The organism is Acidovorax sp. 1608163, assembly GCF_003669015.1.
Taxonomy (GTDB): Bacteria; Pseudomonadota; Gammaproteobacteria; order Burkholderiales; family Burkholderiaceae_C; genus Acidovorax.
The window spans coordinates 3,127,573-3,142,101 of record NZ_CP033069.1 but is presented as its reverse complement, the minus strand read 5'-3'; the positions used below and the strand labels follow the sequence as shown (position 1 = coordinate 3,142,101).

At 65.8% G+C, this 14,529-nt stretch carries 10 protein-coding genes; 7 read left to right on the top strand and 3 right to left on the bottom strand.

The window, feature by feature from the left end; genetic code table 11:
* Positions 1-95 precede the first annotated feature (95 nt).
* Positions 96-1,133 carry a porin gene (locus tag EAG14_RS13885; protein WP_121729227.1) on the bottom strand — a complete coding sequence of 346 codons (1,038 nt, stop codon included), beginning with the start codon at positions 1,131-1,133 and terminating at the stop codon, positions 96-98.
* A gap of 355 nt (positions 1,134-1,488) precedes the next feature.
* On the opposite strand from EAG14_RS13885, the gene EAG14_RS13880 reads away from it, so the two are divergent.
* Both EAG14_RS13880 and EAG14_RS13875 read left to right on the top strand, forming a co-directional pair.
* Positions 1,489-2,112, top strand: coding sequence for a Crp/Fnr family transcriptional regulator (locus tag EAG14_RS13880; RefSeq protein ID WP_099654896.1), 624 nt, complete (start codon positions 1,489-1,491; stop codon positions 2,110-2,112).
* A gap of 319 nt (positions 2,113-2,431) precedes the next feature.
* The gene (locus EAG14_RS13875; protein ID WP_121729226.1) at positions 2,432-4,528 is read left to right on the top strand and encodes a diguanylate cyclase domain-containing protein; all 2,097 of its coding nucleotides are present in this window, start codon (positions 2,432-2,434) and stop codon (positions 4,526-4,528) included.
* A gap of 28 nt (positions 4,529-4,556) precedes the next feature.
* On the opposite strand, the gene xdhB is transcribed toward EAG14_RS13875, so the two are convergent.
* Positions 4,557-6,845: a xanthine dehydrogenase molybdopterin binding subunit gene (gene xdhB / locus EAG14_RS13870; protein ID WP_121730480.1), complete on the bottom strand. Its 2,289-nt coding sequence runs from the start codon at positions 6,843-6,845 to the stop codon at positions 4,557-4,559.
* A 44-nt stretch (positions 6,846-6,889) separates the two neighbouring features.
* The gene (gene xdhA, locus EAG14_RS13865) at positions 6,890-8,536 is read right to left on the bottom strand and encodes a xanthine dehydrogenase small subunit (RefSeq protein WP_121729225.1); all 1,647 of its coding nucleotides are present in this window, start codon (positions 8,534-8,536) and stop codon (positions 6,890-6,892) included.
* Positions 8,537-8,635: 99 nt separating this feature from the next.
* Between xdhA and EAG14_RS13860 the strand changes: the two genes are divergently transcribed.
* From EAG14_RS13860 to EAG14_RS13840, 5 genes are all read left to right on the top strand, one after another.
* On the top strand, positions 8,636-9,568 hold the full coding sequence (locus EAG14_RS13860) for a LysR family transcriptional regulator (protein WP_099654899.1): 933 nt from the start codon (positions 8,636-8,638) through the stop codon (positions 9,566-9,568).
* Between the two features lie 90 nt (positions 9,569-9,658).
* On the top strand, positions 9,659-11,254 hold the full coding sequence (locus EAG14_RS13855) for an ABC transporter ATP-binding protein (protein ID WP_121729224.1): 1,596 nt from the start codon (positions 9,659-9,661) through the stop codon (positions 11,252-11,254).
* Entirely contained in the window at positions 11,247-12,317 is a 1,071-nt protein-coding gene (locus tag EAG14_RS13850) for an ABC transporter permease (RefSeq protein ID WP_121729223.1), read from the top strand. Before EAG14_RS13855 ends, EAG14_RS13850 begins: the two co-directional genes overlap by 8 nt.
* Positions 12,317-13,237 carry an ABC transporter permease gene (locus tag EAG14_RS13845; protein WP_121729222.1) on the top strand — a complete coding sequence of 307 codons (921 nt, stop codon included), beginning with the start codon at positions 12,317-12,319 and terminating at the stop codon, positions 13,235-13,237. Before EAG14_RS13850 ends, EAG14_RS13845 begins: the two co-directional genes overlap by 1 nt.
* 55 nt (positions 13,238-13,292) lie before the next feature.
* Positions 13,293-14,459: a BMP family ABC transporter substrate-binding protein gene (locus EAG14_RS13840; protein ID WP_121729221.1), complete on the top strand. Its 1,167-nt coding sequence runs from the start codon at positions 13,293-13,295 to the stop codon at positions 14,457-14,459.
* Positions 14,460-14,529 lie beyond the last annotated feature (70 nt).

Below are 14,529 nucleotides of genomic sequence, written 5' to 3'. Positions count from 1 at the left end.
AAGGGGCCTGAAACAGGCCCCTTGGCAAACCGTGATGTGCCGGGCAAACACCCGCCGCGTGGCGCTGCGGGCCTGCCCATCCACCTCATGCCGCGTTAGAAGCGGTGGCGAATGCCCACGCCAAAGCTGGTGCCAGAGGTTTGGTTGGTGATCTTGTCGCCCATGAACATGGCGTAAACGTCGGTGCGCTTGGACAGGAAGTGGTCGTAGCCCACGGTGTAGGTCTTGCGGTCCACCTTGGTTTGCGACAGGTCGGTCTTCACCCATTCGACCAGCACCTTGCCCGAGGGACCCACGGGCACCGAGGCGCCCAGTTGCACGGTCTTGGCCTTGTTCAGGCTGTTGTCGGCCTTGGCCTGGCCATAGCTCACAAAGGGCTTCACCACGCCGAAGTCGTAGGCGCCCAGCAGCATCCAGTCCTTCTTGGTGGTGCCCAGGTAGGTGCCTGCGCCGGGGTTGCTGATCTGGTCGCGCTCATAGAAGCCGGTCAGCGTCAGCGGGCCGCCAAAGTAGAAGAAATTGGCGCCCACGTTCTTCTTGCCGTTGTTGCCAGCCTGCTCGCCAAACTGGTACTGCAAGTTGGCCTTGAAGCCGCCGATGTCGGGCGTGCTGTACACCAGCTGGTTGCTCCAGCCCGTGTCAGACGGGGTGGTGGAACCCCAGCCTGTGCCGTTGAACAGAGGCACGTTCATGTGCAGGATCAGGGGCGAGAAGGTGAACGAGTCGCCCAGCGGGTTGCCCACCACGGAGGGCAGGAAGTTGGGGGCCATCCAGCGGCCCAGCATCACCGAGCCAAAGCCGCCCGACAGGCTGACGTTGGCATCGCGCGAGAAGAAGGTGTCGTTGGTGAAGCGGCCTTGGCTGCCTGCGTCCACCTTGATGAACGAGGTCAGCTGGAAGTTGGCCTTGAGCCCGCCGCCCAGGTCTTCTGTGCCCTTGAAACCAAACCACGAGGTGGTCAGGCCACCGCTATCGACCACCGACTTGCGGCCCGCGTCGCCTGAGTTTTTGATGGAGCCGGCAAACGCATCGGCCAGACCGGACACTTCGACCGAGCTTTGCGCATGGGCGCCGCCAGCGCACAGCAGCACGCCGCCCACCGAAAGGGACAGTGCCAACAGGTTTTTTTTCATGGGTTCTCCTGGGGTTGGAAGGGTTGTAAACAAGGCAAAAACAAAGAATGCCGCGGCAGTGGCACCGCTGCGCATTCGGCTGCGGTGGCGCTGCCGATTGCCGCCAAGTGGTGCACTTCGCTTGCATGCCAGAAGGCTGAGCAAGTTCTGTGCCCCGGCGGTTGCATGTTGTCACTTTTGGCCCCAAGTGCCTGTGATGCACGCGGATGCAGGGCGCTGAATGCGCCGGATTGGCAACAGGCCGACGGCTGCCAAAGGGGCATGGCTGCGGGCTTTGAGCTAATCGGGGTAGGTTCAGCGCGGCTTTTGATCTTGCTCAAAGCCTGAAGCGCGTGGGGGCGGCACATTCAATCGCATGCTGCCATCCAACTTATTTTCCTTGCCCGTCCAGACGGAAGTATTTGCCGCCGGCGAAGTGCTGCGCAGGCGCCACGAGGTGTTGACCTCGGTGTTGCACCTGGAGAGCGGCAGGGTGCTGCGGGGCTTTTATGAAGAAGGCTATCTGCGGCACCAGTTGGGTGCGGTAGAAGGCCCCTTCTGGCTGGACGCCGCCTCGGCCCTGCTGGGCCTGCCGCTGCCGGTGGACATGGTGGCCGAGACCCGCGTGCAGGTGCGCCGCGTCCCGATTGCCGACTTTCGCAGCAGCCTGGCCGCCATGCCCGAGGGCGCGCGCGGCCTGCTGCTGGACATGGCCATGGGCTACCGCCAGCAGTCTGAGCTGGCCGTGAGCCGCCTGGCGCACGATGCTGAAACACGCTGCGCACAGTGGCTGCTCAACCACGCGCAGCAAGACCCCTCGGGCACCATGCGCGTCACGCTGCACCAGCGCAAGCGCCTGATTGCGGCGCAATTGGGCATCGCCCCCGAAACCTTCTCGCGCGTGCTGCGCCACCTGCGTGAGATGGGGCTCATCCACGGCACCGGCAATGTGCTGAACCTGCCGCAGCCACTGGCCTTGCAGACCATGGCGGGCAGCTGATCTTCAGCGGTTAGCCGTCCGTTCATTCGACGAATCGCCCGCAGGGGCTGAGCGCCGTTCGTGCAGTGGGTTGCACGGGCGGCGTTTTTGTTGGGGGCTACGTGTGAAGGCGATCTGGCGAGATCGTCGACGGGGCTTTGAACAGGTTCTTAGGGTTTCTCCGTGTGATTTGATGAGGGTTCCACCCAACCCGGGGGCAGGGGGGCTGCGTATATTTGCTGGAACCCACCACGGTTCATCCAGCCCCCATGCCTGCAATCTCCACTGCCCACGCCGCTGTAGCCCCCGGGGCGGGGTTGCGCCACTGCTTGGGTGCGCCATGACCGCGCCGCCGTCTGCCGTGCAGCCGCCCGAAGCGCCCAGCTGGCATCTGCCGGGGCCGCTGGTGCTGCGGATGATGGCGGTGGCGGTGTGTGCCGTGCTGTTGGCCGGTGTGGGCGCGGCATGGCATGTGTCGCAGGTGTCCAGCCAAGAGGCCGTGCGCCGGGTGGTGGCGCAGCAGACCGACGAGGTGGAGGTGATTGCCCGCCTGCTGGCCAGCAAGATCGAGCAAAGCCAGAAGGTGCTGCGCACCGTGGCGGCAGGCATTGCCCCGCGCATGCTGGAGCCCGCCAATGCCCCTGAAGCCCTGCCGTACCAGAGCCTGCCTGCGCTGGGTTTTTTTGACGCCGTGCAGATTGCAGGCAGCGATGGCGAGCTGCGGCTGAACCTGCGCGGTGGGCACGCAGTGCCACCGGCCTCGCTGGAGCCTGCCGAGCGCGATGTGCTGCGCCGCACGCTGGCGGATGGCAAACCCCAGGTGTCGGAGCTGATTGCCGGGGGCACGGGCGATGCGCGCATTGCCTTCACCATGCCGCTGCACCGTGAGGATGGCGCGGTGCTGGGGGCTTTGGCCGGGGCGCTCAAGCTGCAGTCACAAGGCTTGCTGCCCCCGTCGATGGCGCTGCCCGAGCGCGATGAATCGCGCCTGGTGGTCTTCTCGCGCGACGGCACCATCCTTGCGCATTCAGACCCCACCCGGGTGCTGGGCAATGTGCGCGATGAAGCGGGCCTGTCGGATGTCTATGCCCGGTGGCTGCAACAGGCGCAGCCGCTGGTGGGCCGTGGTGCGACACAGGTGTTGCCTGAGCACATTGTGAGCATGGCGGGCATGCCGCTGCCGCAGTGGATGGTGGCGCGGGTGAGCCACTCACGGGCGCTGCTGGCGCCCCTGGCCGGTGCCCAGCGCGATGCGTGGTGGGTGCTGGCGGGCGCCATTGGTGCAGGCGTGTTGGCCCTGCTGGGCTTGCTGGGCTGGATGGCCCAGCCACTGGCCCACCTGCGGCTGGCTGCCCAGCAGCTGCTGCGCCACGACACCAAGGCGCCCAGGCTGTGGCCCCAGGCGGGTGGCGAGGTGGGCGATGTGGTGCAGGTGCTGGAGCGCCTGGCCCGCCAGGGCAGCCACCATGCAGCGTTGCAAACCACGCTGGGTGGGCAGTTTCAGGCGATTCTGGACCACGCCTCGGTGGGCATTGTCATCACCCGCCACGGCATGCTGGAGGTGGTGGGGCGCCAGACCTGCCTGATGCTGGGCTACACCCCCAAAGAGCTGCAGGGCAAGCCCGCGCGCACCATTTACGCATCGGCCGAAGACTACGCGCGCACCGGCGCCCGTGTGCAGGCCGAGTTTGCGGTGCACGGCGCGTTTGATGGCGACGTGTGTTTCATGCGCAAGGACGGCAGCCCGGTGTGGGCGCGTGTGCAGGGCCGTGGCGTGCGGGCCGATGCGATGGATGGCGGCACGGTGTGGATTCTGGAAGACATCACCGCCGTCCGCCAGGCGCAGCAGCAGCAGACCTGGGAGGCATCGCACGACGCACTGACCCAGCTCTACAACCGCGCCGCCTTTGACCAGCGCCTGGGCGCCTTGCTGGCCGAGCGCAGCACCCGCGTGCGCGATGACGGTGCACCCGCCCAGGCTGGTGCACTGGCTGAGGGCGTGGTGCTGTTCATGGACCTGGACCATTTCACCGTGGTGAACGACCTGGCGGGGCACGATGCAGGCGACGATGCGCTGCGCCATGTGGCGCGGCTGCTGGAGTCGCAAGTGCGCCAGATGGGCTGGGCCGCACGCGTGGGGGGCGACCAGTTTGCCGTGGTGCTGCCGGGCTGTGCGCTGGCACGGGGCCAGGCTGTGGCCGAGCAATTGCGCCAGGCGGTGCAGGCCTGGGCGCCGTCCTACCAGGGCAGCAGTTTTACCTTGAGCATGAGCATTGGGTTGGTGGCGCTGGACGCTTCCATGCCCGATGTGGCCGCCGTGCTGTACGCCGCCGACATGGCCTGCTATGACGCCAAGCGCGCAGGCCGCAACCGGGTGGAAACCGGCCGCGCGCGCGAGATGCCCGCGTCTGGGCGCATGGCGCTGGGCTCTGCTTGAGGGTTGCTCGGACTTTCTAAACCGGGCTTCAGTCCAGCCGCCCCAAGGCTCGGAGCACGTTCTCTGCCGTGGCTGGCGCAGTCAGCACCACGGGTGTGCTGGCTGCTTTCTCGCCACGCCCCGCAGCCACCGCGTTGCGCAGCGCCTCGTACACGCTGATGGCCAGCATGAAGGGCGGCTCGCCCACGGCCTTGCTGCCGCCCACGTTGTCTTCGCGGTTCGCCTCGGGCCACAAATCCACTTTGAAGTGGGCCGGGATGTCGCCCGTGGCCGGAATTTTGTAGGTGCTGGGCGCGTGGGTGGTGAGCAGGCCCTTGTCGTTCCACACCAGTTGCTCGGTGGTGAGCCAGCCCATGCCTTGCACAAAGCCGCCCTCGATTTGCCCCACGTCGATGGCCGGGTTGATGCTGTGGCCCACGTCGTGCAGGATGTCCACCTTCAGCACGCGGCTCTCGCCCGTCAGGGTGTCAATCACCACCTCAGAGCAGGCCGCGCCGTAGCTGAAGTAGTAGAACGGCCGGCCGGTGAGGGTGGCCTTGTCGTAGTGGATTTTGGGCGTGCGATAGAAGCCGTCGCTCCACAGCTGGATGCGGTTGGCGTAGGCTTCTTTGACCACGGCTTCAAAGCTGCGCGTGGCCTGGGGCGAGATGACCAGCCCCCCCGCAAAGCGGATGGCCCCGGCGCCACAGCCGTCGAGCCCGCACACGAACGATGCCAGGTTGTCGCGCACATGGCGCGCGGCGTATTGGGCGGCGCGGCCGTTCAGGTCGGTGCCGCTGCTGGCCGCCGTGGCGCTGGCGTTGGGCACCTTGCTGGTGTCGCTGGCCGTGACCAGCACGCGGTGCATCGGCACACCCAACTCATCGGCCACGATCTGCGCCACTTTGGTGTGCAGGCCTTGGCCCATTTCGGTGCCGCCGTGGTTCACCTGCACACTGCCATCGGTGTACACATGCACCAGCGCCCCCGCCTGGTTGAACAGCGTGGCCGTGAAGCTGATGCCGAACTTGACCGGCGTGATGGCGATGCCGCGCTTGAGCACCGGGCTTTGCGTGTTCCATGCGGCAATCTCGGCCTGGCGCTGGCGGTAGCTGGCGGTCTGCTCCAGCTGCGGCAGCAGCGCATGCAGGATGTTGTCTTCCACCGCCATTTGGTAGTGGGTGACGTTGCGGCCCTCGCTGGCATCGCGCCCATACAGGTTGGCCAGGCGCACGTCTTGTGCGTCGCGCCCCAGGGCCCGGGCAATGTCGCCCAGGATGGCTTCGATGACGATGACGCCCTGCGGGCCGCCAAAGCCTCGAAACGCCGTGTGGCTCTGGGTGTTTGTCTTGCAACGGTAGGAAGCAATCTCCACATCGCTCAGGTAATACGCGTTGTCGGCGTGGAACACGGCGCGGTCGGCCACGGGGCCGGACAGGTCGGCGCTGAAGCCGCAGTTGGCCGCCATCTGCAGCTTGAGGCCTGTGATGCGGCCGGTGTCGTCAAACCCCACGTCGTACTCGTAGGCAAACGGATGGCGCTTGCCCGTCACCATGAAGTCTTCGTCCCGGTCCAGTCGCAGCTTGACGGGGCGGCCCAGCTTGTTGGCGGCCACGGCGGCCCACACGGCCAGGTGGCCGGCTTGCGTCTCCTTGCCGCCAAAGCCACCGCCCATGCGGCGGCACTCCACGCGCACGGCGTGGTTGTCAATGCCCAAGGCGTGTGACACCCAGTGCTGCACTTCGCCAGGGTGTTGGGTGCTGGAGTAGATCCACCATTGTTTTTGCTCCAGCGGCAGGGCGTAGGCAATCTGGCCTTCCAGATAGAAGTGCTCTTGCCCGCCCACTTCAAAAGCCCCGCTCAACCGGTGTGCGGCTTGTGCCAAGCCTGCGGTGGCATCGCCCCGGCGCACAAACACCGGCGGCAGCACATAGCTTTCGGCCTGCAGCGCGTCCTGCACCGTCAGCACGGCAGGCAGGGGCGTGATGTCCAGCTGCACGGCGCGCACGGCGCGGCGCGCCTGCATCACCGAGTCCGCCACCACCAGCCCAATGACCTGGCCCATGTGCTGCACGGTGGTGTGGGCAAACACGGGCTCGTCGTGGGCAAAGGCGGCCAGCAGCTTGTCGCCGGGCACGTCCTGCGCCAGCACCACGCCACGCACACCGGGCAGGGCCAGGGCGGCGCTTGCATCCACGCCATTGAGCGTGCCGTGCGCCACGGTGGAGAGGATGGGCGCTGCATACAGCGTGCCCTTCACCTCGGGCAGGTCGTCGATGTAATGGGCGGCGCCAGCGACCTGGGCGCGTGCGCTTTCGTGGAAGTGCGATTGCCCCATGGCGGTGCGTGCGGTGTCGGGCACGGCGTGGTCGATGGAAGGTTTCACAGCACGCCCTCCAGGTGGGTCGCGTGCAGTTGCGCGATGCTGGCCGGGGCGCCGCCCTGGCTTTCCAGCCAAAAGCGCTGCAGCAGGTTGCCCAGCACCGTGCGGCGGTAGTCGCCACTGGCGCGCATGTCGGAGATGGGGCTGAACTCGGCCTGCAGCACGCGCATGGCTTGCTGCACAGTGGCTTCGGTCCAGGGCTGGCCTTGCAGTGCGGCCTCGGTTTGCTGTGCGCGCACCGGGGTGGCGGCCACGCCGCCGGCGCCGATGCTGGCGCGCTGCACCGTGCCGCCTGCAATGTCGAGGTTCAACACCAGGCAGACGGCGGAGATGTCGTCGTCAAAGCGCTTGGAAATCTTGTAGGCCTTGAGCTGCTCTGTGGCCGATGGCTTCGGCACCACGATGCGCACCAGCAGCTCGTCGGGCGCCATCACGTTCTGGCGGTAGCCGGTGTACAGCGATTCCAGCAGCAGCGCGCGCTTGCCCCGCGCCTGGCTGGCCAGCACCACCTGGGCACGCAGTGCGATCAGCAGGGGCATGGAGTCGCCAATGGGCGAGCCGTTGGCCACATTGCCGCCCAGCGTGCCCGAGTTGCGCACGGGCAGGCCCGCAAAGCGGTGGGCAAACTCGGCCAGGCTGGGCCACTGGGCGGTGAGCCGGGCAAACGCTTCGGTCAACGTCACGGCGGCGCCGATGGCGATGTGCTCTGGCGTCTCGTCGATGCGGCGCAGCTCGGCGGCGCGCGTCACATCCAGCACTTGGGGAAACTGGCGGTGTTGCTTGGTCACCCACAGGCCCACGTCGGTGGCGCCTGCCACCACCTGCGCCTGGGGGTGGGCAGCGCGGGCGGCCAGCAGTTCGGCTTGGGTGGTGGGGGTGATGTAAGCCAAATTGGCCTCTGGCGCTTGTGGGGTAAGCGCAAGCAGCTCTAATTTTTGTAGCAAATCGGCTTCGTTCACGGCCATGGGGGGCAGCTTGGCCATCTGCTGCGCGGCGTCCAGAATGGGGCGGTAGCCCGTGCAGCGGCACAGGTTGCCCGACAAATCCTGCGCGGCCTGGGCGCGCGAGATGCTGCGGCCCTGGGACACCTGGTTTTGGTACATGCCGAACAGGCTCATCACAAAGCCGGGGGTGCAGAAGCCGCACTGAGAGCCGTGGCACTGCACCATGGCCTCTTGCACTGGATGCAAACCTACTGCGCGAACGGGGTGCGTCTTTGCGCCGGAAGGGGATGCGGGCCCCTTTCCTTCCCGCTCGTCGGAATCCTCATGGACCTGCATGTCCATTCCGGTTCCTGCGCTCCGTGCGCCTAGCCCGCCGTCCGCTCGCGGCGGTTTGTGAAGCGTGGCCACCGGCTGGATCAGCGGGTCTTCGGCCAGGTCCTCCGCCGTCCACAGCGCCATGCCGTCAATCGAATGGGCCAGGCGGATGCAGCTGTTGACGGCGCTGTAGCGCACCTTGCCGTGGCCATCGGCCTCGCCCAGCACCACGGTGCAGGCGCCGCAGTCGCCTTCGCCACAGCCTTCCTTGGTGCCGGTGCAGCCCAGGTCCTCGCGCAGCACCTCCAGCAAGGTGCGGTCGGGTGGTACATTGCCCAGCGCCACGGGCTGGCCTCGGCGCAAGAATTGCAAGGGTCGGGTCGTCATGAAAGATACCGCTTCAATTTCTATTTGTTCATCAGAGGGTAGGGCGCCGCGCCGCTGCCAGCATAAGCACAAGCTTATGACACCCATGCAAGCCCCGCTATGAGAGACCAAGCCCTTTTCGACAAGATAGACCTCCATCTCATAAGGGTCTTGCACACCGTGCTCACTGAACGCAGCGTATCGAGGGCCGCCGTCCGCCTGGGCATGCACCAGCCAGCGGTATCGGCCGCGCTCAAGCGCCTGCGTGACCTGGCGGGCGATCCGCTGCTGGTGCGGTCCGGCGCCAGCATGATGCCCACCGATGCTGCGCTGCGCATGGTGGAGCCCGCCGCGCTGATCCTGCGCTCGGCCGAGGCGCTTTTCTCCGACGCACGGGGGTTTGACCCCCGCACGGCCACCCGCACCTTTCGCGTGGCGGCCAGCGACTACCTGGACCCGCTTTTTTTGCCCCAGCTGGTGGCCCGCATCAAGGCACAGGCGCCGCTGTGCCCCATTGAAATTTTGCCCCTGTCGGCCGACGCGCACTACCACGCCCACCTGGCCCAGGGCGATGTGGACGTGGTGATCGGCAACTGGCCCCAGCCCCCTGAAGACCTGCACATGGGTCGCCTGTTTGGCGACGAGGTGGTGTGCTTGGTGAGCCAAGACCACCCGGCCGTGCGCCGGGGCTGGACCGAGGCCGACTGGCTGGCGGCCGAGCACATTGCCCCCACGCCCACCCACCCCGGTGCCCGCGGCGTGATCGATGCGCATCTGGACAGCCTGGGCCTTTCGCGCAACATCACCGCGCGGTGTGCGCATTTCAGCGCCATTCCGCACATCGTGGCCTCCAGCCTGCTGGTGTTGACCACGGGGCGCCAGTTTTGCGAGCGGTTCACGGCGCAGCTGCCGGTGGCCATTCTGCCCAGCCCGGTATCGTTTCCGCGCCTGTTGTACTACCAGCTGTGGCATGCGCGCACCCACCATTCGGCAGCGGCCATGTGGCTGCGCGACAGCGTCAAGTCCGTCGCTGCATCGCTACGAAAAGAATAGCTGCTTGCGCATGCTGAATAAGCCGCAAGGCATGATTTGCCCCTATACGACCAAAGATAACAAGTTGTAATTCTGAGAGACAATCCCCGCATGAGTTCTCCCCCCATTCCTTCAGCGCCTGGTGCGGCGCCGCCACGGCTGCAGCTGGCGGGCATCACCAAGCGCTACCCGGCCGTGGTGGCCAACAGCGGCGTGTCGCTGACGGTGCAGCCCGGCGAGATCCACGCTGTGCTGGGTGAAAACGGCGCAGGCAAGTCCACGCTGATGAAAATCATCTACGGCTCGGTCAAGCCCGACGAAGGCAGCGTGCACTTCAACGGCCAGGCCGTGCAGGTGCGCAACCCGCAAGAGGCACGGGCCTTGGGCATTGCCATGGTGTTCCAGCACTTCAGCCTGTTTGACACCCTTACAGTGGCCGAAAACGTGTGGCTGGGCCTGGACAAGAGCCTGACGCTGGCCGAGGTCACCAGCCGCATCACGGCCAAGGCCGCTGAATACGGCCTCGATATTGACCCCCTGCGCCCCGTGCACACGCTGAGCGTGGGCGAGATGCAGCGCGTAGAAATCATCCGCGCACTGCTCACCAACCCCAAGGTGCTGATCCTGGACGAGCCCACCTCGGTGCTCACGCCCCAGGCGGTCGAAAAGCTCTTTGTGGTGCTGCGCAAGCTGGCCAGCGAGGGCTGCAGCATCCTCTACATCAGCCACAAGCTGCACGAAATTCGCGCGCTGTGCACCGCCTGCACCGTGCTGCGCGGCGGTAAGGTCACCGGGGTGTGCAACCCGGCCGAAGAGACCAACGCCTCCCTGTCGCGTCTGATGATTGGCGCCGAGCCGCCTGCGCTGGAGCACCGCGCAGTGCAGACCGGCGCCACGGTGCTGCGCGTGCAGGGCCTGTCGCTGCCGCGTGCCGACCAGTTTGGCGTGGATTTGATCGACCTGCAGTTCGAGGTGAAGGCGGGCGAGGTGGTGGGTATTGCCGGTGTCTCGGGCAATGGCCAAAAGGAATTGCTCTATGCCTTGTCGGGCGAAGACCAGCGCGCCGAGCCCGCCAGCATCCAGGTGGCAGGCCAGAACGCAGGCCGCATGGCGCCCAACCAACGCCGGGCGCTGGGCTTGCATTTTGTGCCCGAAGAGCGCCTGGGGCGCGGTGCCGTGCCCACCATGGGCCTGGCGCACAACCTGCTGCTCACGCGCACCAACTCGGTTGGCGGCAGCGGCTGGATCAAGGTGGGGGCGCTGCAAAAGCATGCCGAAGACATCATCCGGCGCTTCAATGTGAAAGCGGGCGGCCCCCACGCGGCGGCCAAGTCGCTGTCGGGCGGCAATCTGCAAAAGTTCATCGTGGGGCGTGAGATCGATGCCGCGCCGAAGCTGCTCATCGTCTCGCAACCCACCTGGGGCGTGGACGTGGGCGCGGCCGCGCAGATTCGCGGCTCGATTCTGGCGCTGCGTGACGCGGGCTGCGCAGTGCTGGTGGTGAGTGAGGAGCTGGACGAATTGTTTGAAATTTGCGATCGGCTGCATGTAGTGGCCAAGGGGCATTTGTCGCCCTCTGTGCCGCGTGCCGAAGCCACGGTGGAGCGCATTGGCGAGTGGATGAGCGGCCTGTGGCACGCCGATGTGCAGGCCCATCTGGCCCATGCTGCGCAGCAGGCCACCGCCGGGGAGGCTCAGCATGTTTAAGCTGGAACCGCGCCCCCAGGCTTCGCGCCTGTGGACCTACGGCTCGCCGCTGCTGGCGCTGGCCGTGACGGTGCTCATTGGTGTGGCCCTGTTCATGGCGCTGGGCAAAGACCCGGTGCGGGGCTTGCAAGTGTTCTTCTGGGAACCGATCAAGTCGCAGTACGCCCTGGGCGAACTCATGGTCAAGGCCACGCCGCTGCTGCTCATTGCGCTGGGGCTGGCGGTGTGCTTTCGCTCCAACGTCTGGAACATTGGCGCCGAAGGGCAGTTTGTGATCGGTGCCGTGGTGGCGGGGGGCGTGGCGCTGCTGTCCGACAAGACCACCGGGCCGTGGATCGTGCCCGCCATCTTGCTGGCCGGGGTGCTGGGCGGCATGGCGTGGGCGGGGCTCACGGCGCTGCTGCGCGACAAGTTCAACGCGAACGAAATCCTGGTGAGCCTGATGCTCGTGTATGTGGCCACGCTGGTGCTGGGTTACCTGGTCTATGGCCCGTGGAAGGACCCCATGGGCTACAACTTTCCGCAGACGAAGACGTTTGAGAAGGTCACGCAGATCCCGCGACTGATGCAGGGCTCGCGCGTGTCCATTGGCCTGCTACTGGCGCTGGCCGGGGCGGGGGCACTGTGGGTGTTTCTGTTCCGCACCCGGGCGGGCTTTGCCCAGCAGGTGGGTGGGCTGGCGCCTGCGGCAGCGCGCTACGCGGGCTTTTCATCGCGCCGCGCGCTGTGGACGGCACTGCTAATTTCGGGCGGCGCAGCGGGCCTGGCGGGCGCGTTGGAAGTGGCCGGGCCGATTGGTCAGCTCACACCTTATGTGCCCGCAGGCTACGGTTTTGCCGCCATCATCGTGGCCTTTGTGGGGCGCTTGCACCCTGTGGGCATGATCCTCTCGGCCATTTTGATGAGCATGTTCTACATCGGCGGCGAGCTGGCGCAATCGCGCATGGGCCTGCCCAAATCGCTCACGGGCGTGTTCCAGGGGCTGCTGCTGTTCACGCTGCTGGCCTGTGACACCTTGATTGCCTACCGCATCCGCTGGGTGGCCTCGAAGGGAGGCAAGTGATGGAATCGTACGCACTGCTTATCGGCGCCACGCTCAGCGCGGGCACCGTGCTGGCCATTGCGGCCCTGGGCCTGCTCATCAACGAAAAGGCAGGCATCGTCAACCTGGGGGCCGAGGGCATGATGCTCTGCGCCGCCATTGCGGGCTTTGCCACCGTGGTGCACACCGGCAACACCTGGCTGGGCTTTGCCGCAGGCATGGCCGCAGGCGCGTTGCTGGCGGCCATTTTTGGTGTGCTGGTGATCTGGCTCAACACCAACCAATACGCCACGGGGTTGGCGCTGAGCCTGTTTGGCGTGGGTTTTTCGGCATTTGCGGGCATCAGCTACGTACAGGCCAAGCTGCCTGAGTCGCCCAAGTACGCTGTTCCCGTGCTCGGCGATATTCCGCTGGTGGGGCCTGCGCTGTTCCAGCAGCATCCACTGGTGTACATCACCATGGCGCTGGTGGTGGCGCTGGTGTGGTTCCTGTATCGGTCGCGCGCCGGTTTGGTGCTGCGCTCGGTGGGCGAGTCGCCCGAATCTGCCCATGCCCTGGGCTACCCCGTGCGCCGCATCCGGTTGCTGGCCGTGGTGGCGGGCGGGGCGCTGTGCGGGTTGGCGGGGGCTTACATCTCCACCGTCTACACCCCGCTGTGGGTGGAGGGCATGGTGGCCGGGCGCGGCTGGATTGCGCTGGCGCTCACCACCTTTGCCACCTGGCGCCCGGCACGGGTGTTGCTTGGTGCTTACCTGTTTGGCGGGGTGACGATGCTGCAGTTTCATTTGCAGGCCACGGGCGTGCAGGTGGCCAGCCAGTTGCTGAGCATGTTGCCCTACCTCGCCACCATCGTGGTGCTGGCCCTGATCTCGCGCAACCCCGCCTGGATTCGCGTCAACATGCCTGCGTCCCTCGGCAAGCCGTTTTACCCCGGCTCATAATGGTTGTTTTCCGTTTTCCCCCTCCGTTTTCACTGTTTTCTCTCAAGGAATCGACATGACCGATTTGCAAAAGCGTTCGTTGTTCAAAGTGGCGGCGCTGTCTGCCCTGGCTGCCGCTGCCGTCGTGGGCTGCGGCAAGACCGAGGCCCCAGCGCCCGCACCGGCCCCAGCACCTGCGTCGGCTGCCTCTGCTCCAGCCCCCAAGCCTGAGCCACTGAAGATCGCTTTTGCCTACGTCGGCCCTGTGGGTGACGGCGGCTGGTCTTTTGCGCACGACAACGGCCGCAAAGCCATCGAAAAAGAGTTTGGCGACAAGGTTGTGACCAGCTTTGTTGAAAGCGTTCCTGAATCTGCGGACGCCGAGCGCGTGCTGCGTGATCTGGCTGGCCAAGGCAACAAGCTGATCTTTGGCACCACCTTCGGCTACATGGAGTCCATCCAGAAAATCGCTGGCGACCTCAAGGACGTGAAGTTTGAGCACGCCACCGGCTACAAGACGGCCGAGAACGTGCGCACCTACGACAGCCGCACTTACGAAGGTGCCTACATGGCTGGCGTGATCGCTGGCGCCATGACCAAGTCCAACACGCTGGGTGTGGTGGGCTCGGTGCCAATCCCTGAGGTGATCCGCAACATCAACAGCTTCACGCTGGGTGCGCAATCGGTCAACCCCAAAGTCAAGACCAAGGTGGTGTGGGTAAACGAATGGTTCAGCCCGCCCAAGGAAACCGAAGCCGCCACCAGCCTGATCAACGGCGGCGCTGACGTGCTGTTCCAGAACACCGACTCCCCCGCCGTGCTCAAGACCGCACAAGAAAAGGGCAAGCGCGCCTTTGGCTGGGACAGCGACATGACCGCCTACGGCCCCAAGGCTCACTTGGCATCGGCCGTCATCAACTGGGGCCCTTACTACGTGAAGGCCACGCGTGATGCGCTGGAAGGCAAGTGGAGCACCGGCCAAAGCTGGTGGGGTGTGAAGGAAGGCGCGATTGACATCGTCTCCATCGCTGAAGACGTGCCTGCCGAAACCAAGGCCAAGGTCGAAGAAGTGAAGAAGGGCCTGGCCGACGGCAGCTTCGTTATCTGGAAGGGCCCCATCGCTGGCCAGGACGGCAAGCCCGTGCTGGAAAAAGACGCCGTGGCCGACGACAAGTTCCTGGGCGGCATCAACTTCTACGTCAAGGGCGTGGAAGGCAAGATCCCAGGTGCTGACAAGAAATAAGCCACCGCTTTTTACTTCACCGGGCCGCCTTCGGGCGGCCTTTTTCATTCTGTCCTTGGTTTGAACGGTT